Consider the following 26,138-nt stretch of genomic DNA (forward strand, 5'->3'; position numbering starts at 1 on the left):
CGCGACGAGATCGCCATGGCCAACGAAGCATTCGCACTCTCGCCTATGTCTGCCCGCGCAGCGGAGCCGAACGAGCAGGATTACGACGCGATCCGCGAAGCCTTCATGGAGACGGCGCGCGGCCGCTGGTTCCTCGGCGAATACGCCAAGCGCAACCGCAATGCCGACACGCGCATGGTGCTCGACGCGGTCGCGAAGATCGAGGAAACCCTTGCGGCGCAGCGGCAACCCGTCGTCGAGGACCGCCTGCCCGAGGCGCTGATCGAGATCCGCCGCGCGATCCGCGAGGCCGAGACCATTGCGCTTGCTGCCTTCGACCCCGCAGCGATCGAGGCGAGCCTCGCGCCGATCCCGCGCGGGGTGCGCATCATCAAGGAGATCTCCTGGCGCTGGCGCGAGATCGGCGCCGACGGGCGAATCTGCGACCTCATTGATTCGCAGCTCGCCTCGATCGAGTCCGCCTGCGGACAGGCCTCGACCATCGACCCCCGGGTCGAGCTCAAGATCGCCTTCGATCTCCTCAAGGATCGGGTCGACCAGACCGAGGGCGGCGCAACGCCGCAGGCGGCGCCCCCCACTCCGATGCAAGACGTGCCGTCATCCGTCGCCGAAGCGCCCGTCGAGGCCGCGCCTGCGGCGATGACCAGCGAAGCACCCGTGGCTGTTACGGAGCCGCCGCAGGACGTCGCGGCAAGTGTCGAGCCCGAAGCCGCAATGGCAGCGACCGGCATTGCCGAAGCGTCCGCCGCGGCCGAGCAGGCACTGCACGAGCAGACACTCGACGAGCTGGCAGTGGATAAGGCCGCCGCGACGGAGATGGCAGCCGAAAGCCAGGTCGCCGTTCAAGACATCGCGCTCGACCAGGTCGCGCCGGAGACCGTCGCGCCCGAAGCTGCCGCGCATGACGAGATCTCGTTTGAGGCGCCGGCGACCGAGCCTGCCGTCGATGCGGATGCCGCCTTCGCGGTCGATGCGGCCGCGCAGGCCGAGGACGACGCCGTGCTCGAGGCCATTGCGCTCGAGATGGCCGCGCCCGATCCGGAGTTCGACGAGATCATCGCCCCGGTCGAGATGGACGCGGCTGTTCCGGAGCCGGTGCAAGCGGAGACCGCAGCGCCCGTCGCCGCCGAGCTTGCCGAGCCGGTCGCACCGGAGCCTGTCGCCGCCACTGTCGTGGAAGAACACCCGGCGGACGCACCGATCGCGTTGGACTCGCTCGCGCGCCTCACCGACGCCATTGCGGAGGCCGCCGCCGAAGTGATGGAGCAGCAGGCCCCGGCGATGGCAGCCACCGCCATCTTCGCCGCGGCGCCGGCCACGTCACTGCCGCCGGCCCCGGAGCCCTCGCTCGGCGCCACCATCCTCGCCAGCGGCATCCTGCAAAAGCCCCGCGCGCCGGCAAATGACCCGCTCGCTCCGATCCGCCGCATGACCCAGGCCGAGAAGATCGCGTTCTTCTCGTAAAGGGCGTCCATGTCCGACACCGCAGACACGATCACCCTCTGGCGCCCTGTCGGACCGAAAGAGCTGGAACTGATCCAGAATTCCGGCATGCGCGCGTTTCCGCCGCGTCTGCCCGACCAGCCAATCTTCTATCCGGTGCTGACGGAAGACTATGCCATCAAGATCGCGCGTGATTGGAACGTGCCGGCGAGCGGCGAGGGTTTCGTGACGCGCTTCGAGGTCGACTGCAGCTTCATTGCGAAGTACGCCGTGCAAGAGGCGGGCGGCCGCGACCATCTGGAGTACTGGATTCCGGCCGAAGACCTCGATGCATTCATGCCGCGATCGTCGGCACAATCGAGGTCGTCCGCAGCTTTCCCTAGCCCGCGCGCGAGATCACCCGCAATTCCACACCGCTCCGATCGGCGTGCGCGTCCAGCACGGGCCGAAGCTGCCGCCGTTGTAGCGGCCGCCGTTGAAGCCGGGGCGGCCGAAATAGTGCCACTCGCCGTCCCAGCGGTAATATTGCGGAACCGGATCGATGTACCAGTGACGCCGATCGGCGCGCGACATTCGGCGCATCGCGTCCTTCTGCTTGTAGAGCGGAATGCTGTTGCTCAAGGGCTGGCGATAGCCCGGCAGGAAGCCGTAGCCCTGCCAGGCCTGCTTTGGGCGCTTTTGCGTTGACGCAGCGGACGCGACGACCGGCAGTAGCGACAGGACGATGGCAACAAATAGACACATAAGGCGAGACATGGCGCGAACATAGACAGTCAGGTGCAAGCGCGCCATTCAAATTCGAGTGCGGGACGTTTCGCCGCTTCTGCCGATCAGCCGCTGCGATAGACTTGCAACGCGCAGCGTGAACGCTGTGCGGACAGCTTGAATGTTCCGGAGTGACCGAATGCCTGAGAGCCCGCCCGTCGGCGCATTTGCGATCGTTCCCAGCAACGATCTTCCCGCTGCGATTCCCTTCTGGGAACGTCTCGGCTTCGCGCGCACGGGCGGCGATGCCGGTTACGTCATCATGAGGGGCTGGGATTGCGAGGTGCATCTCACGCAAGCCGGCGACGGCCCGTGGCGCGTGCCGGAACGCAATCCCTTCGGCGTGTTCATTCGCACGCCCGATGTCGAGGTCATTGCCGCGCGCGTGGATGATCTCATCATCCGGCCCGGCGGCGTGCTGCGTCACCGTGAATGGGGCATGTATGAGGTCGGCATCAACGGCCCCGACGGTCTCCTCGTCCGCATCGGCTGGCCCTCGGAGCTGATGCGCCAAGCCGGCTAGCTGATCACGCCCTTCCTGATCAGGAAGCAGCCGTAACCCCTGCTGTCGCCGACCTGCACGACGCCGAAGCCCGCCGCCGCCGCGCGATAGAAATCCGCCCGTGAGAGCCTGCCGGGAGCAATGGCGCCGCCGCTGGCGCGTTCGATCTCGGCCAGCACCGCGCGCTGCACGTCGGGCACGCGATCGGGATCGTCGACCGGCATCATCACGCGCACCGGATCTGGATCGAAATCATCGAGCGGATAGAGCGACATGATGGCGCGGACGGCCGCCTCCATCGTCATGCCCGGGAGCTGGATCAGGCGCTGCGACGATGTCGAGCGGGCGATGTGCGTCGCCGGGTGGTTGGCATCGACGACCACGAGATCGTCGCCGTGGCCCATGGAGGCCAGCAGCCAGAGCAGGTCGGGCGTCAGGATCGGATCGATCGATTTCAGCATGTGACGGCGGTTCCTCTTAGCGATCGTTCACCATAGCAGGTTCCAAGCGTGATTCAGATCACGGAGGCCATCATGGTGACTGGGATCACGGACCTCAAGCTCGAACGCGGTCAGGCTTCGTCGCAACCAATCTCGTATCGAGATCAGTGCCAAAGGAGCACGCCATGTTCCGCCTAAAGCCTCTGCTGATGACAGCCAGCCTTGTGGGAAGCCTGTTCGGCTTCGCCTGCGGCCCTGTTTCCGCGCAAGTTGCCCCGGTCGAGCCGGCCCCCACCGCGCTGCAGGGCCCGGAGCAGCGGGTTGCCCTGGTGATCGGCAATTCGAACTACCAGAACGCCCCGCAGCTGCAAAATCCCGACAATGATGCGCAGTCCATGGCGCAGTTCCTGAACTCCGCCGGCTTCGAGGTGGTTGCCGCAACCGACCTGACCCAAAACGACATGCTGCGCGTGGTGCAGGACTTCTCCGCAAGAGTCTCCGCGCGCGGCCCGAACACGGTGGCGATGGTCTACTACGCCGGCCACGGCGTGCAGCTCGCCGGCGAGAACTATCTCGTTCCCGTCGATGCGAAGGTGTCCAACCCTACTGAGCTCGTCAATAATTCGGTGCGCCTCGTCGACGTGATGTCGACGCTGGAGACGATCCCGAGCCGCATGCGCATCGTCATCCTCGATGCCTGCCGCAACAACCCGTTCCCGACCGTCAATGATGCCGGCCGCGGCCTTGCCATCGTCGATGCGCCGAACGGATCGATCGTCGGCTACTCGACCGCGCCGGGCGCCGAAGCGCTCGACGGCACCGGTGGCCACAGCCCGTACACGCAGGCCTTCCTGAACGTCGCGCGCGAGCCCAACGTGCCGATCGAGCAGCTGTTCAAGCGCGTCCGCCTGCAGGTGAACCAGACCACCAGCGGCGCGCAGATCCCGTGGGAGAGCTCCTCGCTCACCTCGGACTTCACCTTCTTCGGTGACACCGTGGTCGCCGCCAACCGCGCGCCGGTCAAAGCGCCCGTCGTGCAGATGGCCGCCAATCTGCCGAGCCGCTCGACGCGCCAGGCCTATGACTACGTCGTGTCCGAGGGCCGGCCGGAATATTATCAGGAGTTCATCCAGATGTATCCGCACGACCCGCTGTGCGACCACGTCCGCTGGCTGCTCAACAACATCCTGCTCTCGCAGGCCTGGCACAAGGCGGTGCTCGTGAACTCGCCGCTCGGCTACAAGAGCTTCTACGACAGCTACGGCAACAGCCCCTATGCGCAGATGGCGCTGAAGCTGCAGGTGCAGCCGAAGCAGATCCCCCTGATGCAAGCGACCAAGTTCCTGGCTCCGCAGAACATTGCCCCGACCTTCAAGATCGGCAATCTCGGCCAGCCCAAATACATGCCGCTGCAGCAGGGTAATGGTGGTGGCCAGAGCAATGGCAACCTGCCCATCGTGCAGAAGCCGGTCGATGGAAATGTCATCGGCAAGCCCGGCAATGGCGGCCAGATCGTCAACCTGCCGGCGGGCAACAACAACCAGCCGAACCAGCAGAACGGCACGCCGTCGCAGACCCCGGGCAAGATCGTCACCATGCCTGCGCCGACCAACACGCCCAACAACGGCGGTACCGGCAAGATCGTGACCTTGCCTGCGACCAACAACAAGCCGGACGTCGGCAACGTCAACGGCAACATCAACGGCAAGCCTGGCAAGATCGTGAGCATGCCGGTGAATGTCGGCAAGGGCGGCACGAATGTCGAGACCAAGCCGGTCGTTCAGACCCAGAACAATCCGATCCGCGTCAACAACGGTGTGAAGATCAACAACACTCCGGTGAACAAGGTGCAGGTGCAGAATAACAACCGCCCGCAGTTCAATGCGACCAACCGCATGGTCAACAACGGTGGCAACAATTTCCGCCAGTCGATGAACCAGGCCCCGAGCATGGGCGGCGGCAACAACCACCGTGGTTTCACGCGCTGATCGCCGCAAGCAAAACGATATAGGGGCAGAGCGCAAGCGCTCTGCCCCTTCTACATGGCGGCTCTTGGAGGTCGTCATTCCGGGTTCGCGCTCACGCGCGCCCCGGAATGACGACTAAGCCACCAGCTCGGCAAACAGATCCGCGTCGACATTGCCGCCCGAGAGCACGATGACGACGTTCTTGCCGGCGACGTCGAGGCGGCCGGCGAGCAGTGCGGCAAGACCGACGGCTCCGCCGGGCTCGACCACCAGCTTCAGCTCGCGATAGGCGAACGCGACGGCAGCGCCGACTTCCTTGTCCGACGCCGTGACGCCACGCGCGAGTAGCTTGCTGTTGATCGCAAAGGTCATCTCGCCGGGGATCAGCGCCATCAGCGCATCGCAAATGGTGCGCCCTGCGGGGCCATGCGGCTCGCGATGGCCTGCGGTCAGCGAAATGCCGTGATCGTCGAACGCCTCGGGCTCGGCCACCACGATCTCAGCTTGGGGATAGCGCGCCTTCACGGCCGTCGCGACGCCCGCGATCAGGCCGCCGCCGGAGGCCGGCGCCACCACGATGTCAGGGCTGAGGCCGAGAGCCGCCATGTCCTCGGCGATCTCGCGGCCGGCAGTGCCCTGCCCTGCGATCACGAAGGGATCGTCATAAGGCCTGACCAGCGTCGCACCGCGCTTCTCGGCGATGCCGCGCGAGATCGCCTCGCGGTCGTCCTTGTCGCGATCATAGAGCACGACTTCGGCGCCGTAGGATTTGGTGCGCTCGCGCTTGGACAGCGGCGCATCCGCGGGCATCACGATGGTCGCCTGCATGTCGAGGATTTTTGCCGCCGCCGCCACGCCCTGGGCGTGGTTGCCGGAGGAGAACGCGACGACGCCGCCGGCGCGCTTGTCCTGCGGGATCGAGAACACTTTGTTGAAGGCGCCGCGGAACTTGAAGGAGCCGGTGCGCTGGAGCATCTCCGGCTTCAAAAACACTTTCGCACCAACGCGCTCGTTGAGCACCGGAAAGGACAGCAGCGGGGTGCGGATGGCGTAAGGCGCGATGACACGCGCGGCGGCATCGATGTCGGCAGGGCCGATCGGGAGAAGCTGTTCGGTCATGGCTGACCTTATCGCGGCCATCGAGCCGCGGGCAAGACACCTCCGCGCGAGGAAATCTTCCCCTTAGGCGACGAAACGCGGCTGTTCCGCACCGTTCCGGCCCGGCAGCACAGCCCCTACCGCCCGGATACTGTCGACAAAGGCCCTCGCCGAGGCTTCCCAGGTGTAATTGGCGGCGAATTCGACACAGTCCTGCCGGGAGACATCGAGCGCCGCGAAGCAGGCGCTGCGCAGGTCGTGATCGAGCGCGCCGACCGGAGCGTCGCCGATCACGTCGCGGGGTCCCTTCACCGGGAAGGCTGCGACCGGCAGGCCGCTCGCCAGCGCCTCCAGCAGGACCAGGCCGAACGTGTCGGTCTTGCTCGGCAAGACGAACACATCGGCGGCCGCATAGATCTCCGCCAGGGCCTCGCCGTGCTTCTCGCCGAGGAAGATCGCATCGGGATAGGCCTCTTCCAGCGCGGCGCGGGCCGGGCCGTCGCCGACGATCACCTTGGTGCCGGGCAGATCGAGCTCAAGGAACGCTTCGAGATTCTTCTCCACCGCGACGCGGCCGACCGACAGGAACACCGGTGCCGGCAGGCAGAGGTCGATGGCGCGCGGATGGAACACATGGGTGTCGACGCCGCGGGGCCACAGCACGACATTATCGAAGCCGCGCTCGGTCAGCTCGCGGGCGAGCGCCGGCGTTGCCGCCATCACGGCGCGGCTGGGGGCATGGAAACGGCGCAGCGCGCGCCAGATCAGCGAGCCCGGCACCGGCACGCGGGCGCGGACATATTCGGGAAAGCGGGTGTGGAAGCTGGTCGTGAACGGCAGCCTGCGCTGGCGGCAATAGCGGCGGACCATCAGGCCGATCGGCCCCTCCGTCGCAATGTGGATGCTGTCCGGCCGCGCCTCCTCGATCAGCTTGGCAATCCGTGCCGGGCGCGGCATGGCCAGCCGCACGTCGCGATAGCTCGGCATCGCAAAGGTGCGGAACGATTGCGGCGTCAGGAACGTGAACTGGACGCCGAGCGCCTCCGCGGCGTCAGCGAGTTTGGTCAGCGTCCGAACCACACCATTGACTTGCGGGTGCCAGGCGTCGGTCGCGACCAGGATGCGCATCAGGCGACCTCTGTCATGCAGCTCTGGCTGCAACCTGGGGAACGTCTGCCGGCTTCTGCAGATGATCCGCCCAAGTGATGATCTCGAAATGACCGTCGTCATGCTCGACGAGCGCCGTGCAGCTCTCGACCCAGTCTCCGCAATTCATGTAGCGAATGCCGCCCTCGTCGCGGATCACGGCGTAGTGGATGTGGCCGCAGATCACGCCGTCGGCATCGTGACGCCGCGCCTCGGCGGCGAGCGCCTGCTCGAACGCGCCGATATAATTCACCGCGTTCTTGACCTTCTGCTTGGCCCATTGCGACAGCGACCAATAGGGCGCCTTGAACAGGCGGCGGAAGAAGTTGACGAAGCGATTCATCTGGATCGCGAAATCGTAGGCCTTGTCGCCGAGATGGGCGAGCCATCGCGCGTTCTGCACCACGAGATCGAAGATGTCGCCGTGGATGACGAGGTAGCGCTTGCCGTCGGCGCCGGTGTGCACGGTGTTCTCGACCACGTCGATGCCGCCGAAATGCGTGCCGTAATAATTGCGCAGGAACTCGTCGTGATTACCGGGGATGTAGATGACCTTGGCGCCCTTGCGCGCCTTGCGCAAAAGCTTCTGGACGAGATCGTTGTGGGATTGCGGCCAGTGCCAGCTCGATTTCAGCGCCCAGCCGTCGACGATGTCACCGACCAGATAGATCGTGTCGGCATCGTGGTAACGCAGGAAGTCGAGCAGAAGGTCGGCTTGAGAACCGCGGGCTCCGAGATGAACGTCGGAGATGAACAACGTGCGAAAGCGCCGCTCCGGGCTCTCGTCACTCACATCGTAACTTCCCATGCGCCAGCCTGTAACAATGTCCCGTGACAGGGGGATGACCGATTGAACTTTTGAGGCACCTTCAGCTACGAATCACGCCTTGCCTCGCCCTCCCCGCGAATATCAGTCGCATGCGACAATCAGGCGACATGGCGCCGCAGGGGGGACTCAGAGATAGATTCTCGTTGGAAGCCCTTGGTTAAGTGCGCTCCACCCCGCTTGCGGGAGAGGGTGTTTCCCCCAGTGGGATTTCCCAAGAGGAGGGAGCCCTCACCCGCGGCGGAGCCTGTCATCGGGGCGCGCCTTCGGCGCGACCCGTTGGGCGCGACCTCTCCCGCAACCGGGAGAGGTTCAGCAAGCCCGCCTCAGTAGAATCCGTGGAAATGATGGACCGGCCCATGGCCGTGGCCGACGCCGAAGCGGTCGGCGGCGGCGATCGCGGCGCTGATCCAGGTCTTGGCGTTGCGGACGGCGGTTTCCAGATCCTCGCCCTTGGCGAGCCCCGCCGCGACCGCCGAGGATAGCGAGCAGCCGGTGCCATGGGTGTTGCGGGTGGCGATGCGCGGTGCGGCGAGCGCGATCGTTGCTTCGTCCCTGACGAGATAGTCGATGCTCTCGGCGCCCTCGCCGTGCCCGCCCTTGATCAGGACCGCACGGCAGCCGAGCGCCAGCAGGCGCCGTCCCTGGCTTTCGATCTCCGCTTCGCTTGCCGCGACCGGCTCGTCGAGCAAGGCCGCGGCTTCCGGCAGGTTTGGCGTGATCACCGATGCCAACGGCATCAGTTTCGTGCGCAGCGCATCGACGGCTTCCGCGGCGAGCAGCCGGTCCCCTGACGTCGCGACCATCACGGGATCGAGCACGACATGCCCCGGCGACCAGCGCGACAGCGCGGCCGCGATCGCATCGATGCTGGCGGCCTGGGCCACCATGCCGATCTTCACCGCGCCGACGTCGAGATCGGAGAACACCGCATCCATCTGCTCGGTGACGAACGCCGCCGGCACGGCGTGGATGCCGGTGACGCCGCGCGTGTTCTGCGCGGTCAAGGCCGTGATGACGGACGCGCCGTAGACGCCGAGCGCGGCAAATGTCTTCAGGTCAGCCTGGATCCCGGCGCCGCCGCCCGAGTCGGAACCCGCGATGGTGAGTGCGACCGGGGTCGTCATCGCCGGACACATTTGCTGGATGGTGAAACCGCCATGGCCTGTCCTAGCGCGACCGTGGAACACCGGCAAGCGCCCGCCGCGGCCGGCCGTGATTCGCGGCGCGCGGCGCCGCAATCGTGCGGCATGGAAATGCGCCCGCGGCGAACCCTTGGTATAGTCTCGAACTGCTTCGCCGATGCGTGAGACGTCAATGGTGGAACTGTCCGGCGACACCGATATCGCGGGTCGCCCTGGCCCGCAAGCCGTCCGGAACGGAATCTTTGGGTGGAACGATGTGGGCCTTTTTTGAACGTCTCCTCGACTCGTTCGTGCTTTCGCCGCACGGCATCTGCCTGTTGTGGGAACCCGAGCTGATCTGGCTTCACGTCGTGGCCGACGCCTGCATCGCCGCCGCCTATTTTTCGATTCCCTTTGCGCTCGCCATTCTGGTCACCAAGCGGCGCGACCTCAAATTCGGCTGGGTCTACTGGGCCTTCGCGATCTTCATCATGGCGTGCGGCCTGACCCATGTGCTGTCGATCTACACGCTGTGGGTCCCGATCTATGGCATCGAAGGCATCGTCAAGGCGGCGACCGCGGTGGCATCCGTGGTCACGGCGGGCGCGCTGTGGCCGCTGCTGCCGAAGATCCTGACGATCCCCTCGCCGTTCGAGCTGCGCCAGGTCCAGGCCGCGCTCGAGGAGGAGGAGATCAAGAGCCGCGACGCCACGCTGCTGCTCCAGCAGGTCAGCGACGCGCAGCGTGCGATGCGCGAGAGCGTGACGCGCCTCACCGCCATCGTCGAGACCGCGGTCGACGGCGTCATCCTGTTCGACGCGCAGGACCGTGTCCTGCTGTTCAATCCGGCCTGCGAGCGCTTGTTCGGCTACTCCGCCGACGAGGTGATGGGCCGGAACGTCACGATGCTGATGCCCGAGGCCGGCGCTGCGCCCGACGGCCAGGCGAGGCAATTCGCGACCGCCGGCGAAGCCACTGGCCTGCGCAAGGACGGATCGACCTTCCCGATGGACGTGTCGGTCGGCCAGGCGCGGCAGGACGGCGAATTGATCTTCGTCGGCATCGTCCACGATTTGACCGCCCGCAAGCTGACCGAGCGGCAGCTGCAGCAGGCGCAGAAGATGGAGACGGTCGGCCAGCTCTCCGGCGGCATCGCTCACGACTTCAACAATCTCCTGACCGTCATCATCGGCAACGCCGAGCATCTGAGCGAGCAGCTCAAGGCGAGGCCCGACCTGCGGCGCTTTGCAGACGACATCTCCCAGTCGGGCGAGCGCGGTGCCGAGCTGACGCAGCGCCTGCTCGCGTTCAGCCGCCGCCAGCTGCTGCAGCCGCAGACGATCGATTGCCGGGGCCTGCTCGAATCCATGTTCAAGCTGCTCAAGCGCACCTTGCGCGAAGACATCGAGATCAAGACGGCCTCCCGGCCCGGCACGATCCTGGCCTTCGCAGATCGCGCCCAGCTGGAATCCGCCGTGCTGAACCTTGCGCTCAACGCGCAGGATGCGATGCCGGCCGGCGGTCACCTGACCCTGAGCACGGAGTTGACTGCGCTCGACGACGACTATCGCACCGCTCAGCCCGAAGTCGCATCCGGGGCCTACGCGTTGATCTCGATTAGCGACGACGGCGAAGGCATGACGCCGGAGGTCACCCAGCGCGCCTTCGAGCCGTTCTTCACGACCAAGGAGGTCGGCAAGGGCTCCGGTCTCGGCCTCAGCATGGTCTATGGCTTCGCCAAGCAATCAGGCGGCCATGTCTCGATCTACAGCGAGAAAGGCCTTGGGACGACGGTCCGGATCTACCTGCCGCGCGCGGACACCGGACAATCACAGACCGACCTGTCCGACGGCGAGGACGCGGCCCCGCGCGGATACGAGACCATCCTGATCGCAGAGGACGATCCGTTCGTCCGCTCCTCCGTCATTCGCAGGGTTGAGGCGCTCGGATATCGCGTCGTCGCCGCGGTCAACGGCAAGGAGGCGTTGCAGCAGCTGCGCACCGACCCCAGCATCGACATGCTGTTCACCGACATCGTGATGCCCGGCGGCATGAGCGGCTGGGAGCTCGCCGATCAGGCGCGGCGGATTCGCCCCTCGCTGCCGGTCCTGTTCACCTCGGGCTACGCGCTGGAGACCCTGGTCGAGCAAGGCCGCGCGCATGCGCAGGCGATCGTGCTGACCAAGCCCTATCGCAAGGTCGAGCTCGCCCAGCGGCTCAGGGACGCCTTCGCCGCGGCGGCCGTGGCCTTCTAAAGCTTCGGGCCGGCATCTGGCGGCCGGCAAGTCCGCTTGCTAAACCATGCCGGTTTTGGCCTATTAGCTGCCAGATACGCTTTCGGAGTGCCCGCGATGGTTCCTTTTTTCGTCCAGATCAAATGCAAGCTCGGCCAGTCCTACACGGTGGCCAATGCGCTTGCCGAAGCCGAGATCGCCTCCGAGATCTACTCCACGGCCGGCCAATACGACCTTCTCGTGAAGTTCTACGTCGACAAGGACACCGACATCGGCCATTTCGTCAACGAGAAGGTGCAGGTGCTGCCGGGCATCCAGGACACCCTCACCATCATCACCTTCAAGGCGTTTGGCGCCAGCTAGGGCGCGCAATTAGCCGGCGTCCTTGCCGGCTTCCTTGCGCTTGGGCCGCGGCGGGCCTTCCACAGGCGGCAGCGATTTGAGGTAGTCCGCCATCGCCGCAATGTCTTCCTCGGGCAATTGCGAGGTGTTCTTGATCACGCGCGTCATCGCACCGCCGACACTGTCGCCGTCGGGCAATTCGCCATTCTTGAGGAAATAGGCGATATCTTTCACGCTCCACTCGCCGAGGCGCTTCTGGGTGATGTTGGGCACCCAGCCCTCGCCTTCCGGATTGGGCCCGCCGGCAAAGCGCTGGCCCGCGATGATGCCGCCCAGCGCGTTGCGCGGGCTGTGGCATTCGGCGCAATGGCCAAAGCTGTTGACGAGATAGGCGCCGCGATTGAACTGCGGTGACTTGCCGGCGTCGACGATGAGCGGCTTGTCGTCCAGGAACAGGAATTTCCAGATGCCGACATTACGCCGGATGTTGAACGGAAAGCGCATGTCATGGTCGCGCACCTTGCCGGTCACGGGCGCAAGCGTCTTCAGATAGGCAAAGAGATCGAGCACGTCCTCGCGCCTGGCATGCCGGTAGGAGGTGTAGGGAAAGGCGGGAAAATAATGCTGCCCGCCCGGCGAGACGCCGTGCATCACCGCGTTGACGAAGTCGGTGTCCGTCCATTTGCCGATGCCATCGTTCGGATCGGGCGAGATGTTCGGCGCGTAGAACGTTCCGAACGGCGATTTGATCGCGACGCCGCCGCCGAGCCTGCCACGATCGGGCTGGTCCGGCGTCGCATGGCAGGACGCGCAGCCCCCGGCGTTGAACATCACCTCGCCATTGGCAAGGTTTGCCGCATGGGCCGGCGCATGGCCCGCGGCCGCCACCTTTGGCGCGCTGAGCCACCAATAGACCCCCGCGGCAATGACCGCGGCGAGCAGGCCTGCGAGAATTGTTCGTTGCAACATGCCCATCCATTCACTCGTCGCGGCGAACCTATGACCGATGTCGTCGCGGCTCCAACCACGAAGAATTTAGCCCGCCCTTGCCGGAAACGGGAATAAACTGAAATGCCGGCTGTTGGAAGTTTGGCAGCCCGAATGGGTTCAGCAGGGAGAGTGTCATGAACAAGACCATCATTGCCGCCTTAGCGCTCGGTGCCATCAGCTTCGCCGGCCCGGCCAGCGCCGAAAAGCTCAAAGCAACGCTCGACGGCAAGTCCGAGGTGCCGGCAACCACCAGCAGCGGCACCGGAACAGCGGACCTGAACTATGATGCCGCCAGCAAGAAGCTGTCCTGGACCGTCACCTATTCCGGCCTCTCCGGCCCCGCCACCGCCGCCCATTTCCACGGACCTGCCGAGGCCGGCAAGAACGCCGGCGTGGCGATCGCGATTCCGAATGCGACCGCCAGCCCCGTGAAGGGCGAAGCGACGCTCACCGACGCGCAGGCTGCCGATCTGCTCGGCGGCAAGCTCTACGTCAACATCCACACCGCGGCGAACCCGGGCGGCGAGATCCGCGGTCAGGTGACGAAGTAAGCCTCAAGGTTGCTTCGTTGCACGAAGGCCGGGCGCAGGAGGGGGCGCCCGGCCTTTTCGATTCCGTTGCACTCTAGGCCGCGTTCAGCGCCTGCGCGAGATCGGCGATCAGGTCCGAGGGGTTCTCGATGCCGATCGACAGCCGGATCGTGGAATCCAACACGCCGATCTTGCGGCGGATGTCGGCGGGAACGCCGGAATGCGTCATCGTCGCGGGCAGGCTCGCAAGCGACTCGGTGCCGCCGAGGCTCACCGCCAGCTTGAGGATCTGCAGCGCGTTGAGGAATTTCACGGCGGCCTCCTTGCCGCCGACAATGTCGAACGAGAAGGTCGACCCCGCACCCAGGCATTGCCGTGCGAACACCCGCCCGGCCGGTGAGGATTCCTCGTGGTGGCCGAGGTAGTGGACCTTGGCGACCTTGGGATGATCGCGCAGATAATCCGCCACGAGCCGCGCATTGTCGTTGGCCTTCTCCATGCGCAGGCTCAGCGTCTCGAGCGAGCGGTTGATCATCCAGCAGGAATGTGGATCGAGCTGGGTGCCGATGGCGCCGCGCAGCGCCTTGATGCCTTTCATGATCGCCTTCGAGCCCATCGCGGCCCCCGCGATCAGGTCCGAGTGACCGCCGACATATTTGGTCAGCGAATACAGCGACAGGTCCGCCCCGTGCTCGATCGGCCGCTGAAACACTGGCCCGAGCAGCGTGTTGTCGCAGGCGATGATCGGCGTGTGTCCCTGCGCCTTTCCGATGGCATCGGCGATGCGGCGGATCATGGCGACATCGACCAGGCCGTTGGTCGGGTTGGCCGGGGTCTCGATCAGGATCATCGAGACGCGGCCCTTGGCCATCGCCTCTTCCGAGGCCTGCTTGACGGTGGCTTCGTCAATCCCGTCGGCGAAGCCGACGGCGCCGATCGACAGACGCGCCAGCGTGTTGGTCAGCAGCGTTTCGGTCCCGCCATAGAGCGGCTGCGAGTGCAGGATGACGTCGCCGGGGCGGACGAAAGCCAGGATCGTGGTCGAGATCGCCGCCATGCCGGACGAGAACAGCGCGCAGCTCTCGGTGCGCTCGTAGATCGAGAGCCTGTCCTCGACGATCTCGCTGTTGGGATGATTGAAACGCGAATAGACGAGGCCCGCGCCCATGCCTTCCGGCGGCTCGCGCCGGCCGGCGACGAAGTCGAAAAAGTCCTGCCCGTCATCGGCCGTCTTGAATACGAAGGTGGAGGTCAGGAACACCGGCGGCTTGATGGCGCCTTCCGACAGCTGCGGATCATAGCCGTAGGTCAGCATCAGCGTTTCAGGATGCAGCATGTGATTGCCGATGTGCGTCTTCGACGGAAACGGTTTGACCATGGCCTGACTCGCTTTGATTGAGATCCTCGCCGCGCGCTGGAACTCCTGATGTCATGAGGCAGTCGAAAAAGACGAGCCGACTCACATCAACGCCACGGCCGTTGCTGCGAACATAACCGCTCGGACGGCGATCCGTCAGACCTTGCGGACGGAAAAAGGGCGGCTGCTTTCGCAACCGCCCTTCATCATTCAAATTGAGTCTGTAGCCCGGATGGGCGAAGCGACATCCGGGACAGACTATGAGCTTGGCTGGAAGCCCCGGATATCGCCTCGCTCATCCGGTCTACGAAAGTACCGCCTCAGCTGTTCTTCACGCGGTAAGTCTCGTGGCAGCCGCCACATTCCTTGCCGATGGCAGGCATGTTCGCCTTGAGCGAGTCCAGATCCTTGATCTTGCCCTTGGCCTCGCCGACGACCTTGGCGAAGCTTGCGATCTTCGCGTCGAAGCCGGCCTTGTCCTCCCAGACCTTCGGCGAGGTCGAGTAGTCGCCGTCGAGCTTGGCGCCTTTGGCGCTGGCCGGAAACAGGGTCGGCAGCTTCTTGGCGGTATCCTCGAACTGCGCCAGCGCGCTGTCCACCGTGGCCTGGTCGTAGGGCTTCTCGCCCTTGACCATCGCCGACATCGCGCCGGCATTCTTGCCGTTGCCCTTCATGAGCATCTGAGCTTCCTTGGCGGAATCCTGTTGCGCCCAGACGGCACCCATCCCGAGCAGCAGCGCGCCCCCGACAACCAACATTCGCTTCATTCGCAAAATCCCTTTCCCTGATGCAGGATCGTGCCGACCCCTGAATGGGCCAACACCGATTGGCAGATTTCATTCCATCGGGAGTGCGACGATAAATCGTCGCACTCCGGCTGATGGGTTAAGCAAACGCGTGCGCGTCTGCCTGGTATTACAGGCTGTGACGGCGATGGTGTTCGCTGATCGCGATCCATACCCGCTCCGGGGTCGCCGGCATGTCGATGTGGTCGATCTTGTATTCGCGCCAGAGCCCATCGACGATGGCGTTGACGACGGCCGGACAGGAGCCGATCGCGCCGGCCTCGCCCGCCCCCTTCACGCCCATCGGATTGGTCTTGCAGGGGACGTTGGCCGTCTCGAACACGAAGGCGGGACCATCCGCCGCCCGGGGCAGCGCGTAGTCCATGTAGGTCGCGGTGATGAGCTGGCCGTCGGTTGCGCCATAGACCACCTGCTCCATCAGGGCCTGGCCGATGCCCTGCATGGCGCCGCCATGGACCTGGCCGGCCAGCAGCAGCGGATTGAGCGTCTTGCCGAAATCATCGACGATCACGTAGTTGACGATCTTGATGATGCCGGTGGCCGGATCGATCTCGACCTCCGCAACATGGGTGCCGTTGGGATAGGTGCCGTCGGCGCTGGCAAAGGTCGCGCTGCCGTTCAGCTTCGAGGGATCGACGCCGGGCCGCTTGGCGAGATCGGCGAACGAGATCGAACGGTCGGTGCCGGCGATGCGCACCACGCCTTCGGAAATCTCGAGGTCGCCGGCGCCCGCCTCCAGCGCCTGCGCCGCGATCTCCTTGAGCTTTTGCCCAAGCTCCCGCGTCGCACGCTCGACGCTGACGCCGCCGGAGGGGATCGAGGCCGAGCCGCCGGTGCCGAGGCCCGTGGCAATCTCGTCGGTGTCGCCCTGGCGGACGTGGACCCGTTCCGGCGCGACGCCGAACTGCTCGGCGACGATCTGGGCATAGGCGGTCTGGTGGCCCTGCCCGCTCGACTGCGTGCCGATCAGCACGGTGACGTCGCCGTTGGGATCGAGGCGGACATTGGCTGTCTCCTCACCCATCACGCCGCAAATCTCGACATAGCTCGCAAGCCCAATGCCGCGGATCAAGCCGCCCTTCTTGGCCGCCTTGGCGCGCTTTGGAAATTCCTTCCACTCGGCGATCTCCATCGCGCGCTTGAGATGCGCGGCGAAGTCGCCGGAATCATAGACCTTGCCCGTGGCCGTCTTGTACGGCAGCGCCTTCGGCGGGATGAAATTCTTGCGGCGGATGGCATCCGGCGTCATGTCGAGTTTGCGCGCGCAGGCATCGACGAGGCGCTCGATGACATAGGCCGCCTCGGGCCGGCCTGCGCCGCGATAGGCGTCCACCGGCACGCTGTGGGTGAAGATGGTGCGCACCCGGCAATGGAAGGCCTGGATGTCGTAGAGCCCCGGCAGCATGCCGGCACCACCGTGCGGAATGTAGGGCCCGAAGGTCGACAGATACGCGCCCATGTCGCCCATGAGGTCGCAATCCATCGCGAGGAACTTGCCGTCCTCGGCCAGCGCCATCTTGGCGGTGGTGACGTTGTCGCGGCCCTGCGCGTCGCCCACAAAATGCTCGGTGCGGTCGGCCGCCCATTTCACCGTCTTCTTGAGCTTCTTGGCCGCAACCGCCATCAGGGCGTATTCGCGATACGGAAACAATTTCGTGCCGAAGCCGCCGCCGACGTCGGGGCAGATCACCCGCATCTTGTCGGTGGGGATGTTGAGCACGTTCTGGCACAGGATGTCGCGCAGGCGATGGCTGCCCTGGCTGCCGATCGTCAGCGTCAGATAGTCGCGCTTGGAATCGTATTCACAGACCGCGGCGCGCGTCTCCATGAAGCTCGCGACCACGCGCGGATTGACGATGGAGATTTCGGCGATCGCATGCGCCTTGGCGAAGGCAGCTTCGGTCGCCGCCTTGTCGCCGATCGAGACGTCGAACAGCACGTTGCCGGCCTTGTCGGGCCAGACTTGCGGCGCGCCCTTCTTCACGGCGTTGACGACACCGGTGACCGCCGGCAGCGGCGACCATTTGACCTCGATCGCCTCGATCGCGTCGCGGGCCTGGTCGATGGTCTCGGCGACCACGAAGGCGATGGAATCGCCGACATGGCGAACCTCGTCCTTGGCGAGGATCGGGTATGGCGGACCGGTGAACGGATCGGTCTCGAGATTGAACAGGCACGGCAGATTGCCGAGATCGGCGACGTCATCCGCGGTCAAAATCAGCGCAACGCCGGGCATGCCGCGGGCACGGCTTGCATCGATGGTGTATTTGGCATGCGCGTGCGGCGAGCGCAGCATCAGGCAGCGCAGCGCGGCCTGCGGCGCGTAATCGTCGGTATAGCGGCCCTTGCCGCGGATGAGCGCGTCATCCTCCTTGCGCAGCACGCTTTGGCCAACGCCGAACTTGATGGGAGCCGCCATTTTATCTTCCCGTTCTCATGGTTGTTTTGCGGGCATATTGCCGTGGAAAAACCGGCAAGGCAAACGGGGATTGGGCACGCCCACCCTCGAAAGGTCGGCATGCTGCCCCTGTCGGAGGCGATGAGACGGAAAAGTCGCAGCTCGGTCATTTCTCGGTGAAGATCGATCCCGACCGAGGCACGATAGTTGCCAAACTTACCTGCCGTGCATGCATGCTTGAACAAGCGGCCACGCTGACCGCCGCTTGTTCGCAAAGCGCATGCCCTCTCCGATGGTTGATCACCTACATCCCACCACGGTTCAACAGATACCTTGTTCGATCCCTGAGCGCATCGATCGCGCGTCCGGGTGCGATGCAGTCGATCTCACCGCGCGTCAAGCCGATATCCATCAGCTCCCGGTCGTTCAGATCATGGAGGCTGACCTGTGATCGCTCGCGCCTCTGCAAAAGCGCCTTCCAATACTGATTGAGCAGACCCAAAACGCTTCGCGTCGCGGATCCGGCGGCATTCTTGTCGTGCAAAGCGGTTTCCAGAGCCGCGGCCGATGCCTTGAGCCGTGCTGCCAACGCCTGGTCGACCGCGCTCTTCGCTTGCACAATGGAGAGATTGAGGCCGCGCCTTGCGGCATCGCCCTCTATCCCGGGTGATATGTTCGTCAGTTGAGGTGGCATCGGATGCTCCTGCTGTTGAGCCGGCAGGGAGCGTGGCCACAAAAAAGGCCCCGTCCGATGCCGGCGGGGCCTGGTGGAAAAGATGTCGTTGAATTCCTAGCGCACGACTCCTCCCACGGCCCAGCCGAAGCGGGTCATGTGGTTGCGGTTGACGGTGCACGAGCATTTGGTCATGGGCTGCGAATAGCACGGCAATCGCGCAAAATCAAGAGATGTGGAGGGGCTGCCTACATCCTTCAGGCGAGCGCCTCGTTTCGGCGGATGCACCTGCAAGGCCCTCGGATCATCTTCCGCGGGGAGGCGCTGCAGCAGGACAGGCAAGCGAACTCGATACGTGCCGGCGGCTACTTTTGCTGAATACGGCCGAGATAATCGACGACGGAGAGGATACGTTTTCGCACGACGACCTCCGGGCTCTGCTCCGGTCCGGCTTTCTGCCAATAGGACGGATCGACATAGTGAGGCAAGTTGATGATGGGATTGAATCGTTCTCCCCAAACTGGCATCTCACGCGTGCCGTGAGCGGGAATTGTCTTCATCCCATCGATGACTTCATAGATGTTGTTCGTGGGAAACACGCCGTTGTTGTTCTTGGCCAGCATCGTCAGATCGGCAGGCGCTGTCTTCAACTGGCCGCTCACCGGTCCCTTGCCTCTGGCATCCGCACCGTGGCAACTCGCGCACGACGCCTGAAATTCCGACTTGCCGACGTCGAAATCTTCGGCCTGAGCCGCTGCGGCGAAACCAGCGGCAAGACCGGTAATGATCAAACATTTCACAGCAGATTTTACCATGTCCTGCTCCGACGCTGGCCAGCAAGCCCCTACTCCTAGCCACTTCGCCCGCCGGCAGTTTGACCCACATCAAGACTGGCTTACGCGCGCTCCGATCCGACCCGGGTTCGGGCGGACGCGGACGGGATTTTGAAAAAGCTTGCGACCGCGCCTAACCGCGCACCAGCGAGACCAGCCAGCTGCGGCCGAACAAAACGAGGATCGCGAGCGCATAGACGATGGTGCCGCCGGCGGCGAGCAACACCAGCGTCACCTCGTCACGGAAATGCATCGAGCCTAACGAGGGACCGCTGAAGCGCGCGATCAGCCAGAACGCCATCGCGAGGATGATGCCAATCAGCAGGAATTTGCCGAGCGACATCAGCCAGGCTCGGTCCAGCACGAGGAAACCGCGCTGCACGGCGAAGAACAGCACCAGCAACAGATTGGTCCAGACGCCGACGGCGGTGGCGAGCGCAAGGCCGATCTGGGCGAGCGATCCCATCAAGGCGACTTTGAGGGCAACGTTGACGGCGATGCCGGTCAGGGATGCCCGCACCGGCGTCGCGGTGTCCTTGCGCGCATAGAAGGTCGCGACCGCGCTACGGATCAGCACGAAGGGGATCAGGCCGATCGCATAAGCCGCGAGCGTGCCGCCCGCGGCGACCGCATCGGCCTTGGAGAATGCGCCGCGGGCGAACAGCGCGCGCATGATCTCGTCAGGCACGGTAAGGAAGGCCGCGACGAACGGGATCGAGAACAGCAGCGTGAAATCGAAGGCGCGGCGCTGCGCCTTCATCGCGCCGTCGAGGTCGTTGGCCGTGATCCGCCGCGACATCTCCGGCAGCAGCACGGTGCCGATGGCGATGCCGATCACGCCGATCGGAAGCTGGTTGAGCCGGTCGGCATAGTACAGCGCCGACAGCGCGCCCGCGGGCAGGAAAGTCGCGATGATGGTGTCGGCGAACAGCGCGACCTGGGTGCCCATGGAGCCCAGTGTCGCAGGTCCCAGCGCTTTGAAAAAGCCGCGGACGTCTTCGTCGAGCTTCAATGGCGCAAAGCGCGGCAGGCCGCCATGACGGGCGAGATCGCCGGCAAGCAGGAAATATTGCAGGAAGCCCGAGATCAGGACGCCCCAGGCGGCGGCGTGGCCTGCGGTCGGAAACCAGACCGCAACCGCCAGCGTCATCATCATCGCGACGTTGAGGAAGATCGACGCCGCCGCTGCGCTGGCAAAGCGCTGCATCACGTTGAGCATGCCGCCATAGAGCGTCACCAGCGTGATCAGGAGCAGATAGGGAAAGGTGATCCGGGTCAGTTCGATCGCGAGCCTGCGCTGCTCGGCGTCCTCGGAAAAGCCTGGCGCCAGGATGCTCATGGCCTGCGGCATGAACAGCCAGGCGACGAGCAGCAGCACCATCTGCGAGGCCAGCAGCAACGTAAAGATACGGTCGGCGAACAGATGTGCCGCCGCCTCCCCCTTCTCGCCATGGACATGGGCATAGGCCGGCACCCAGGCGGCGTTGAAGGCGCCCTCGGCGAAGATCGCGCGGAAATGATTGGGCAGCCGCAGCGCCACGAAGAAGGCATCGGCCACCGGGCCGGCGCCGAGGATCGCCGCGAGCATGATGTCGCGGGCAAATCCCGTCAGCCGCGAGAGCAGCGTGTAACCACCGACCGTGAAGATGCGTCCGAGCATGCGTCTGTTTTAGAGCATGGCGCGATTAGGTCTAGGTGGAAGCGGCCACAGAAGTCGATTGCAGCGACGATGCCCGTTGCTGTGCCCTCTCCCCTTGTGGGAGAGGGCAGCGCCGAGGGTAGACGCAAGCTCAATCGCCGCTACGCGGCGATCCACCCTCTCCCACAAGAGGAGAGGGAAAGAAATCAGCCCGCCAGCGCGCCGCGCACGGCGGCGATCACGCGTTCCTGGTCGGCTTCGGTCAGATAGGCGTGCATCGGCAGGCTGATGACGTCTTGCGACAGGCTCTCGCAACCCGGAAGGCCGCCCTCGGCGACCGGATACTGCTTGTAGGCGGTCTGCTGGTGCATCGACTTGCCGTAATAGATCGCGGTCGGCACGCCCCGGGCCTTCAGCGCGGCAGCGAAGCCGTCGCGGTCGGTACCTTTGGGCAGGCGGATCGTGTACTGCGCCCAGACCGAGGTGTTGCCGGGCGCGAGGCGCGGCACGGTGACGACGTTGGAGAGGCCACGCGCGTAGCGCTCCGCAACCTTGTTGCGGGCGGCGATCTCGTCGTCGAAGATCTTCAGCTTCTCGATCAGGACCGCGGCCTGCATGGTGTCGAGCCGGCCGGTCAGGCCGAGGCGGACGTTGTCGTATTTGTCGACGCCCTGCCCGTGCACGCGGATGCTGCGCAGGGTCGCCGCGAGCTCGTCGTCATCGGTGAAGATCGCGCCGCCGTCGCCGAAGCAGCCGAGCGGCTTGGCCGGGAAGAAGCTGGTCGCGGTGGCGAGGCCGAAGGTGCCGAGCTTGCGGCCCTTGTAGCTGGCGCCAAAGCCTTGCGCTGCGTCATCGAGCACGAACAGGCCCTCGGCCCTGGCGATCTCGGCGATGGCGTCGTGATCGGCGGGCTGGCCGAACAGGTCGACCGGAATCACCGCCACCGGCTTGAGCCCGGCCTTGCGCGCGGTCGCGATGCCGCGCTTGAGCGATTCCGGGCTCATGTTGAAGGTGGTCTCGTCGACATCGACGTAGACGGGCGTAGCCCCAGTCCGCGCTACCGGCGAGGCCGTTGCGATGAAGGTGAAGGACGGACACAGCACGGCATCGCCGGGCCCGACATTCTTCGCCATCATCACCATCAGAATGGCGTCGGTGCCGCTGGCGCAGCCGATCACGTGCTTGGCGCCGCTATAGGCTGCGAGCTGCTTCTCGAGCTCGAACACCTCAGGGCCGTTGACGAACTGGCAATGGTCCATCACGCGCTTGACGGCCTCATCGAGCGAGGCGCCGAGCCGGCGGCGCTGCGAGGCAACGTCGATGAAGGGAATGGGTTCGGAACGCAGATGCTGGTTCATTGTCTGGTTCTTGGCGCCTTGCTGGTGTTGAGCAGTCGACATGGTAAGGGATCAGCCGGCGACGCGGCGCGGCCCCTTGAGGGCGGACGATTTGGCCGCGGGCCGCGACGGCGTCTCCAGGCACTGGGTCGCGATCTCGAGGCTGGCGACACCCTCGTCCCCGGTGACCGCCGGCGTCTCGCCGTTACGCACCGCCTTGAGGAACGCGATCAGCTCGGCGCGCAGGGGCTCGTCATGGCCGACCGGCAGATGCCGCATCGAATAGCTGCCGTCAGGCTTGAAGCCGAAGCATTCGGTGACCTGGCGCGTCAGGAGATCGCCCATCACGTATTTGCCGCGGGTCGCGACCGTGACGCTGCGCGCCTTGAACGGCGTCAGCCAGTTGGTGTTGATGTGGGCGAGCACGCCGCTCTCGGTGCGGAACTGCAAGAGCGCGATGTCCTCGCGCTCGGCAACCGCGCTCGACAATTGCGGCTGCACCTCGACGATATCGGATTCGGTGAACCAGCGGATCAGATCGATGTCGTGCACGGCAAGGTCGATGACGACGCCGACATTGGACATGCGCGGCGGGAACGGACCGACGCGGGTGATGGCGATGGAGAGAATGTCCTCGCCCGCGATCGCCTGCTTGACGGCGGCCACGGCCGGATTGAAGCGCTCGACATGACCGACCATCAGCGTCACGCCGGCCTTCTGCGCGGCGGTGACGATCTCGCGGCCCTCTTGGACGGTGGAGGCGATCGGCTTCTCGACCAGGACATGGATGTTCTTGGCGATGCAGGCGAGCGCGACCTCGTGATGCAGATGGGTCGGCGCAGCGATGGTGACGGCGTCGACGCCGGCCGCGAACAATTCGTCGAGCGTCTCGAAGCTCGGGCAATTGGCAAGTTCCGTCGCGCGGCTGCGATGCGCCGGCGAAGGATCGACGACGCCGACGAGGCTGACGCCGGGCAGTCCGCTGAGCACGCGCGCATGGTTGCTGCCCATCACGCCCGCGCCAATGACGCCGACGCGCAAGCCGGCCTTGGCCGGTGCAGATCCTTTGGAACTCATCTGAGCAAACCCCGATTCAACGCAAATCCCCGGCGCGCTTCTAGCACGGACGCCACATTTGTGGCGAATGCCGCCCTCGCGGCCCGGACACGATTTGATTCAAAAAGTTACACGTTCCCCGGGCCTTAGGCCGAAAAATGTCGCCTGTTTGGCCCGGGTCTCGTGATTCGGAGTTTGCTGGTTACGACCTTTGGTAGTCGTCTTCAATCCGGATGATGTCGTCTTCCCCGAGATAGGAGCCGGTCTGGACCTCGATCAGTTCCAGCATGATTTTACCGGGGTTCTCCATGCGGTGGACGGCGCCCATCGGGATGTAGATCGACTCGTTCTCGTGCACCATCTTCACGGTGTCGTCGACCGTCACCTGCGCGGTGCCGCGGACCACGATCCAGTGCTCGGCCCGATGATGGTGCTTCTGCAGCGACAGCCGCCCGCCCGGCTTCACCACGATGCGCTTGACCTGGTGGCGCTCGCCATTGTCGACGGACTGGTAGCTGCCCCAGGGACGATGCACCTTGAGATGCTCCTCGGTGACCTTCGGCGCGACCGCCTTCAGCTTGGTGACGAGACGCTTCAGGCCGTTGGCATCCTTCTGGCGCGAGACCAGAACCGCATCCGCGGTTGCGACCACGACGAGATCATCGACGCCTTCGAGCGCGACCAGCGCCTGGTCGGTCGTGACGTTGCAGTTGCGGGAATCCTCGAACACCGCGGCACCGTGCGCCGCATTGCCCTGCGCGTCCTTCGCGGACAATTCCCACACCGCATGCCAGGAGCCGACGTCCGACCAGCCGCACGACACCGGCACCACAGCGGCGCGCGAAGTCTTCTCCATCACGGCATAGTCGATCGAGATCGCCTTCGCCGCGCCGAACGCCTCGGGCTCCAGCGTGACGAAGCCGAGATCGCGGCCGGCATTGTTGACCGCGTTGCTGACCGCCTCGACGCTTGCCGCATCGACCTTGCGATATTCGTCGAGCAGCACACTCGCCGGGAACATGAAGTTGCCGCTATTCCAGAGATAGCCCGAATTGACGTAGTCGGAGGCCTTCACCGCGTCCGGCTTCTCGACGAAGCGCGCGACCGCATGCACCTCGCCGGAGATCACCTCGCCAGGATTGATGTAGCCATATTCGGTCGCCGGCCGCTCCGGCTTGACGCCGAAGGTGACGATGCGTCCGGTGCTCGCGGCGGTAAGCCCCTCGCGGCAGGCGGCAACGAAAGCGGCATTGTCCTGCACCACGTGATCGGCGGCGAGCGCGAGCACGATGGCCTCACTGGCGCGGTTCTGCGCGAACACCGCGCCGGCTGCGATCGCCGGCCCTGAATCCCGCCGCATCGGCTCGAGGATCACGTCGGCCTCGACGCCGATCTCGGCGAGCTGCTCCAGCACCATGAAGCGATAGGACGCGTTGGTGATGACGATCAGCCGGTCGAACAGGGAGGGATCGGAGACGCGCAGCAGCGTGTCCTGGAAGGTCGAGCGCGTGCCGAACAGGGGAAGGAACTGCTTGGGCCGCACCTCGCGCGACGCCGGCCACAGCCGCGTGCCGGCACCGCCGCACATGATCAGGGGGATTATGCGTTTGTCCATCGTCATCTCAAACCTTGAAGTAGTCCCGATACCAGGTGACAAAATTATGGACCCCATGCTCGATCGGCGTTGACGGTGCAAAGCCGGTGTCGCGCATCAAGTCCTCGACATCCGCGAACGTTTCCAGCACATCTCCCGGCTGCATCGGCAGCAATTCTTTGATCGCCGTCCGGCCCAGCTCCCGCTCCAGAAGACCGACGACGTGCATCAGTTCCTCCGGATGGTGATTGCCGACATTGTAGAGCTTAAACGGCGCATTTGCGGCAGAAGGATCGTCCGAGGGCACAAGATCGATCAGCTTGGATACGACACGCGTCACATCATCAATATAGGTGAAGTCGCGGCGCATCTGCCCATGGTTGAAGAGCCGGATCGGCTTGCCGGCCATGATGGCGTTCACGAACAGAAACATGGCCATGTCGGGCCGTCCCCATGGCCCGTAGATGGTAAAGAAGCGCAAGCCCGTGACCGGCAGGCGATAGAGATGGCTATAGGACTGCGCCATCACCTCGTTCGCCTTCTTGGTCGCGGCGTAGAAGCTGACGGGATGATCGGTACGGTCCGCAACCGCAAATGGCATTTTTGTGTTGGCGCCGTAAACGGAGGATGACGAGGCGTAGACGAGATGGCGACAGCCGTTATTGCGGCAGCCCTCGAGCACGTTGAGAAAGCCGACGAGGTTGGAATCGGCGTAGGCGTGCGGCTGCTCGATCGAGTAGCGCACGCCGGCCTGCGCCGCGAGATGCACCACCTCCGTGAAACGATGCTGCGCAAACAGCCTCGCGATCGTCTCGCGGTCGGCAAGATCGGCCTCGACGAAGGAGAAACTGGAGTCGTTCTGCAACAGCGCCAGGCGGGCCCGCTTCAGTGCCGGATCGTAATAGGGGTTGAGATTGTCGAGCCCGACGACGGTGCGGCCTTCGCCCAGGAGCTGCCGGGCGACGTGAAAACCGATGAAACCAGCCGCGCCGGTAACCAAAATCGCCTGATCTGTCATCCTGTTCCCTGGGGATCCAA

Annotated in this window: 23 protein-coding genes and 1 pseudogene; 7 read left to right on the plus strand and 17 right to left on the minus strand. The window is 64.8% G+C overall.

What is annotated here, in order from left to right; genetic code table 11:
- The first annotated feature begins 15 nt into the window (after positions 1–15).
- Together ML401_RS23730 and ML401_RS23735 are read left to right on the plus strand one after the other, a co-directional pair.
- Entirely contained in the window at positions 16–1,464 is a 1,449-nt protein-coding gene (locus ML401_RS23730) for a hypothetical protein (protein WP_285807093.1), read from the plus strand.
- Between the two features lie 9 nt (positions 1,465–1,473).
- Positions 1,474–1,826, plus strand: a pseudogene (locus ML401_RS23735) (ADP-ribosylation/crystallin J1).
- Positions 1,827–1,839: 13 nt separating this feature from the next.
- Here the strand turns inward: ML401_RS23735 and ML401_RS23740 are convergent.
- Positions 1,840–2,199, minus strand: coding sequence for a hypothetical protein (locus ML401_RS23740; RefSeq protein ID WP_211419776.1), 360 nt, complete (start codon positions 2,197–2,199; stop codon positions 1,840–1,842).
- 148 nt (positions 2,200–2,347) lie between these two features.
- Between ML401_RS23740 and ML401_RS23745 the strand changes: the two genes are divergently transcribed.
- On the plus strand, positions 2,348–2,731 hold the full coding sequence (locus ML401_RS23745; protein ID WP_285807094.1) for a glyoxalase: 384 nt from the start codon (positions 2,348–2,350) through the stop codon (positions 2,729–2,731).
- Here the strand turns inward: ML401_RS23745 and ML401_RS23750 are convergent.
- Complete coding sequence (locus tag ML401_RS23750) at positions 2,728–3,171, minus strand: RbsD/FucU family protein (protein WP_285807095.1); 444 nt, start codon at positions 3,169–3,171, stop codon at positions 2,728–2,730. The genes ML401_RS23745 and ML401_RS23750 overlap by 4 nt on opposite strands.
- Before the next feature lie 164 nt (positions 3,172–3,335).
- On the opposite strand from ML401_RS23750, the gene ML401_RS23755 reads away from it, so the two are divergent.
- Entirely contained in the window at positions 3,336–5,138 is a 1,803-nt protein-coding gene (locus ML401_RS23755; RefSeq protein ID WP_285807096.1) for a caspase family protein, read from the plus strand.
- Between the two features lie 114 nt (positions 5,139–5,252).
- Here ML401_RS23755 and ML401_RS23760 read toward each other — a convergent pair whose 3' ends face one another.
- The 4 genes from ML401_RS23760 to thiD all read right to left on the minus strand — a co-directional run bounded on the left by ML401_RS23760 (position 5,253) and on the right by thiD (position 9,314).
- The gene (locus tag ML401_RS23760) at positions 5,253–6,236 is read right to left on the minus strand and encodes a threonine/serine dehydratase (protein ID WP_259214336.1); all 984 of its coding nucleotides are present in this window, start codon (positions 6,234–6,236) and stop codon (positions 5,253–5,255) included.
- A gap of 63 nt (positions 6,237–6,299) precedes the next feature.
- Positions 6,300–7,343 (minus strand): glycosyltransferase family 1 protein, encoded by a 1,044-nt coding sequence (locus ML401_RS23765; protein WP_285807097.1) that lies wholly within the window; start codon positions 7,341–7,343, stop codon positions 6,300–6,302.
- Between the two features lie 13 nt (positions 7,344–7,356).
- The gene (locus ML401_RS23770) at positions 7,357–8,169 is read right to left on the minus strand and encodes a UDP-2,3-diacylglucosamine diphosphatase (protein ID WP_285807098.1); all 813 of its coding nucleotides are present in this window, start codon (positions 8,167–8,169) and stop codon (positions 7,357–7,359) included.
- Positions 8,170–8,513: 344 nt separating this feature from the next.
- Positions 8,514–9,314 (minus strand): bifunctional hydroxymethylpyrimidine kinase/phosphomethylpyrimidine kinase, encoded by an 801-nt coding sequence (thiD, locus tag ML401_RS23775; protein WP_285807099.1) that lies wholly within the window; start codon positions 9,312–9,314, stop codon positions 8,514–8,516.
- A gap of 272 nt (positions 9,315–9,586) precedes the next feature.
- On the opposite strand from thiD, the gene ML401_RS23780 reads away from it, so the two are divergent.
- Both ML401_RS23780 and ML401_RS23785 read left to right on the plus strand, forming a co-directional pair.
- A complete protein-coding gene (locus ML401_RS23780; protein WP_285807100.1) occupies positions 9,587–11,566 on the plus strand; it encodes a PAS domain-containing sensor histidine kinase in 1,980 nt (659 codons plus the stop codon).
- 96 nt (positions 11,567–11,662) lie between these two features.
- Positions 11,663–11,908 (plus strand): Lrp/AsnC family transcriptional regulator, encoded by a 246-nt coding sequence (locus ML401_RS23785; protein WP_018317369.1) that lies wholly within the window; start codon positions 11,663–11,665, stop codon positions 11,906–11,908.
- Positions 11,909–11,917: 9 nt separating this feature from the next.
- On the opposite strand, the gene ML401_RS23790 is transcribed toward ML401_RS23785, so the two are convergent.
- Positions 11,918–12,856: a cytochrome c gene (locus ML401_RS23790; protein WP_285807101.1), complete on the minus strand. Its 939-nt coding sequence runs from the start codon at positions 12,854–12,856 to the stop codon at positions 11,918–11,920.
- Positions 12,857–13,011: 155 nt separating this feature from the next.
- Between ML401_RS23790 and ML401_RS23795 the strand changes: the two genes are divergently transcribed.
- Complete coding sequence (locus ML401_RS23795; RefSeq protein ID WP_194403308.1) at positions 13,012–13,428, plus strand: CHRD domain-containing protein; 417 nt, start codon at positions 13,012–13,014, stop codon at positions 13,426–13,428.
- Positions 13,429–13,501: 73 nt separating this feature from the next.
- On the opposite strand, the gene ML401_RS23800 is transcribed toward ML401_RS23795, so the two are convergent.
- The 10 genes from ML401_RS23800 to ML401_RS23845 all read right to left on the minus strand — a co-directional run bounded on the left by ML401_RS23800 (position 13,502) and on the right by ML401_RS23845 (position 26,118).
- Complete coding sequence (locus tag ML401_RS23800; RefSeq protein ID WP_211419786.1) at positions 13,502–14,785, minus strand: cystathionine gamma-synthase family protein; 1,284 nt, start codon at positions 14,783–14,785, stop codon at positions 13,502–13,504.
- 299 nt (positions 14,786–15,084) lie between these two features.
- Positions 15,085–15,531, minus strand: coding sequence for a cytochrome c (locus ML401_RS23805; protein ID WP_285807102.1), 447 nt, complete (start codon positions 15,529–15,531; stop codon positions 15,085–15,087).
- A gap of 148 nt (positions 15,532–15,679) precedes the next feature.
- Entirely contained in the window at positions 15,680–17,989 is a 2,310-nt protein-coding gene (locus ML401_RS23810; RefSeq protein WP_285807103.1) for a xanthine dehydrogenase family protein molybdopterin-binding subunit, read from the minus strand.
- Between the two features lie 283 nt (positions 17,990–18,272).
- Positions 18,273–18,662 carry a DUF1127 domain-containing protein gene (locus ML401_RS23815; RefSeq protein WP_285807104.1) on the minus strand — a complete coding sequence of 130 codons (390 nt, stop codon included), beginning with the start codon at positions 18,660–18,662 and terminating at the stop codon, positions 18,273–18,275.
- A gap of 344 nt (positions 18,663–19,006) precedes the next feature.
- Positions 19,007–19,456 (minus strand): c-type cytochrome, encoded by a 450-nt coding sequence (locus tag ML401_RS23820; protein ID WP_285807105.1) that lies wholly within the window; start codon positions 19,454–19,456, stop codon positions 19,007–19,009.
- 151 nt (positions 19,457–19,607) lie between these two features.
- Entirely contained in the window at positions 19,608–21,134 is a 1,527-nt protein-coding gene (gene murJ, locus ML401_RS23825; RefSeq protein ID WP_285807106.1) for a murein biosynthesis integral membrane protein MurJ, read from the minus strand.
- 185 nt (positions 21,135–21,319) lie between these two features.
- A complete protein-coding gene (locus tag ML401_RS23830) occupies positions 21,320–22,471 on the minus strand; it encodes a DegT/DnrJ/EryC1/StrS aminotransferase family protein (RefSeq protein WP_285807107.1) in 1,152 nt (383 codons plus the stop codon).
- Between the two features lie 51 nt (positions 22,472–22,522).
- Entirely contained in the window at positions 22,523–23,527 is a 1,005-nt protein-coding gene (locus tag ML401_RS23835; protein WP_194403316.1) for a Gfo/Idh/MocA family protein, read from the minus strand.
- A 181-nt stretch (positions 23,528–23,708) separates the two neighbouring features.
- Complete coding sequence (locus tag ML401_RS23840; protein WP_285807108.1) at positions 23,709–25,121, minus strand: mannose-1-phosphate guanylyltransferase/mannose-6-phosphate isomerase; 1,413 nt, start codon at positions 25,119–25,121, stop codon at positions 23,709–23,711.
- Positions 25,122–25,128: 7 nt separating this feature from the next.
- Positions 25,129–26,118, minus strand: coding sequence for an NAD-dependent epimerase (locus ML401_RS23845; RefSeq protein ID WP_285807109.1), 990 nt, complete (start codon positions 26,116–26,118; stop codon positions 25,129–25,131).
- Positions 26,119–26,138 lie beyond the last annotated feature (20 nt).

This window comes from Bradyrhizobium sp. 62B (genome assembly GCF_030272265.2).
In the GTDB taxonomy this organism is placed as follows: Bacteria; Pseudomonadota; Alphaproteobacteria; order Rhizobiales; family Xanthobacteraceae; genus Bradyrhizobium.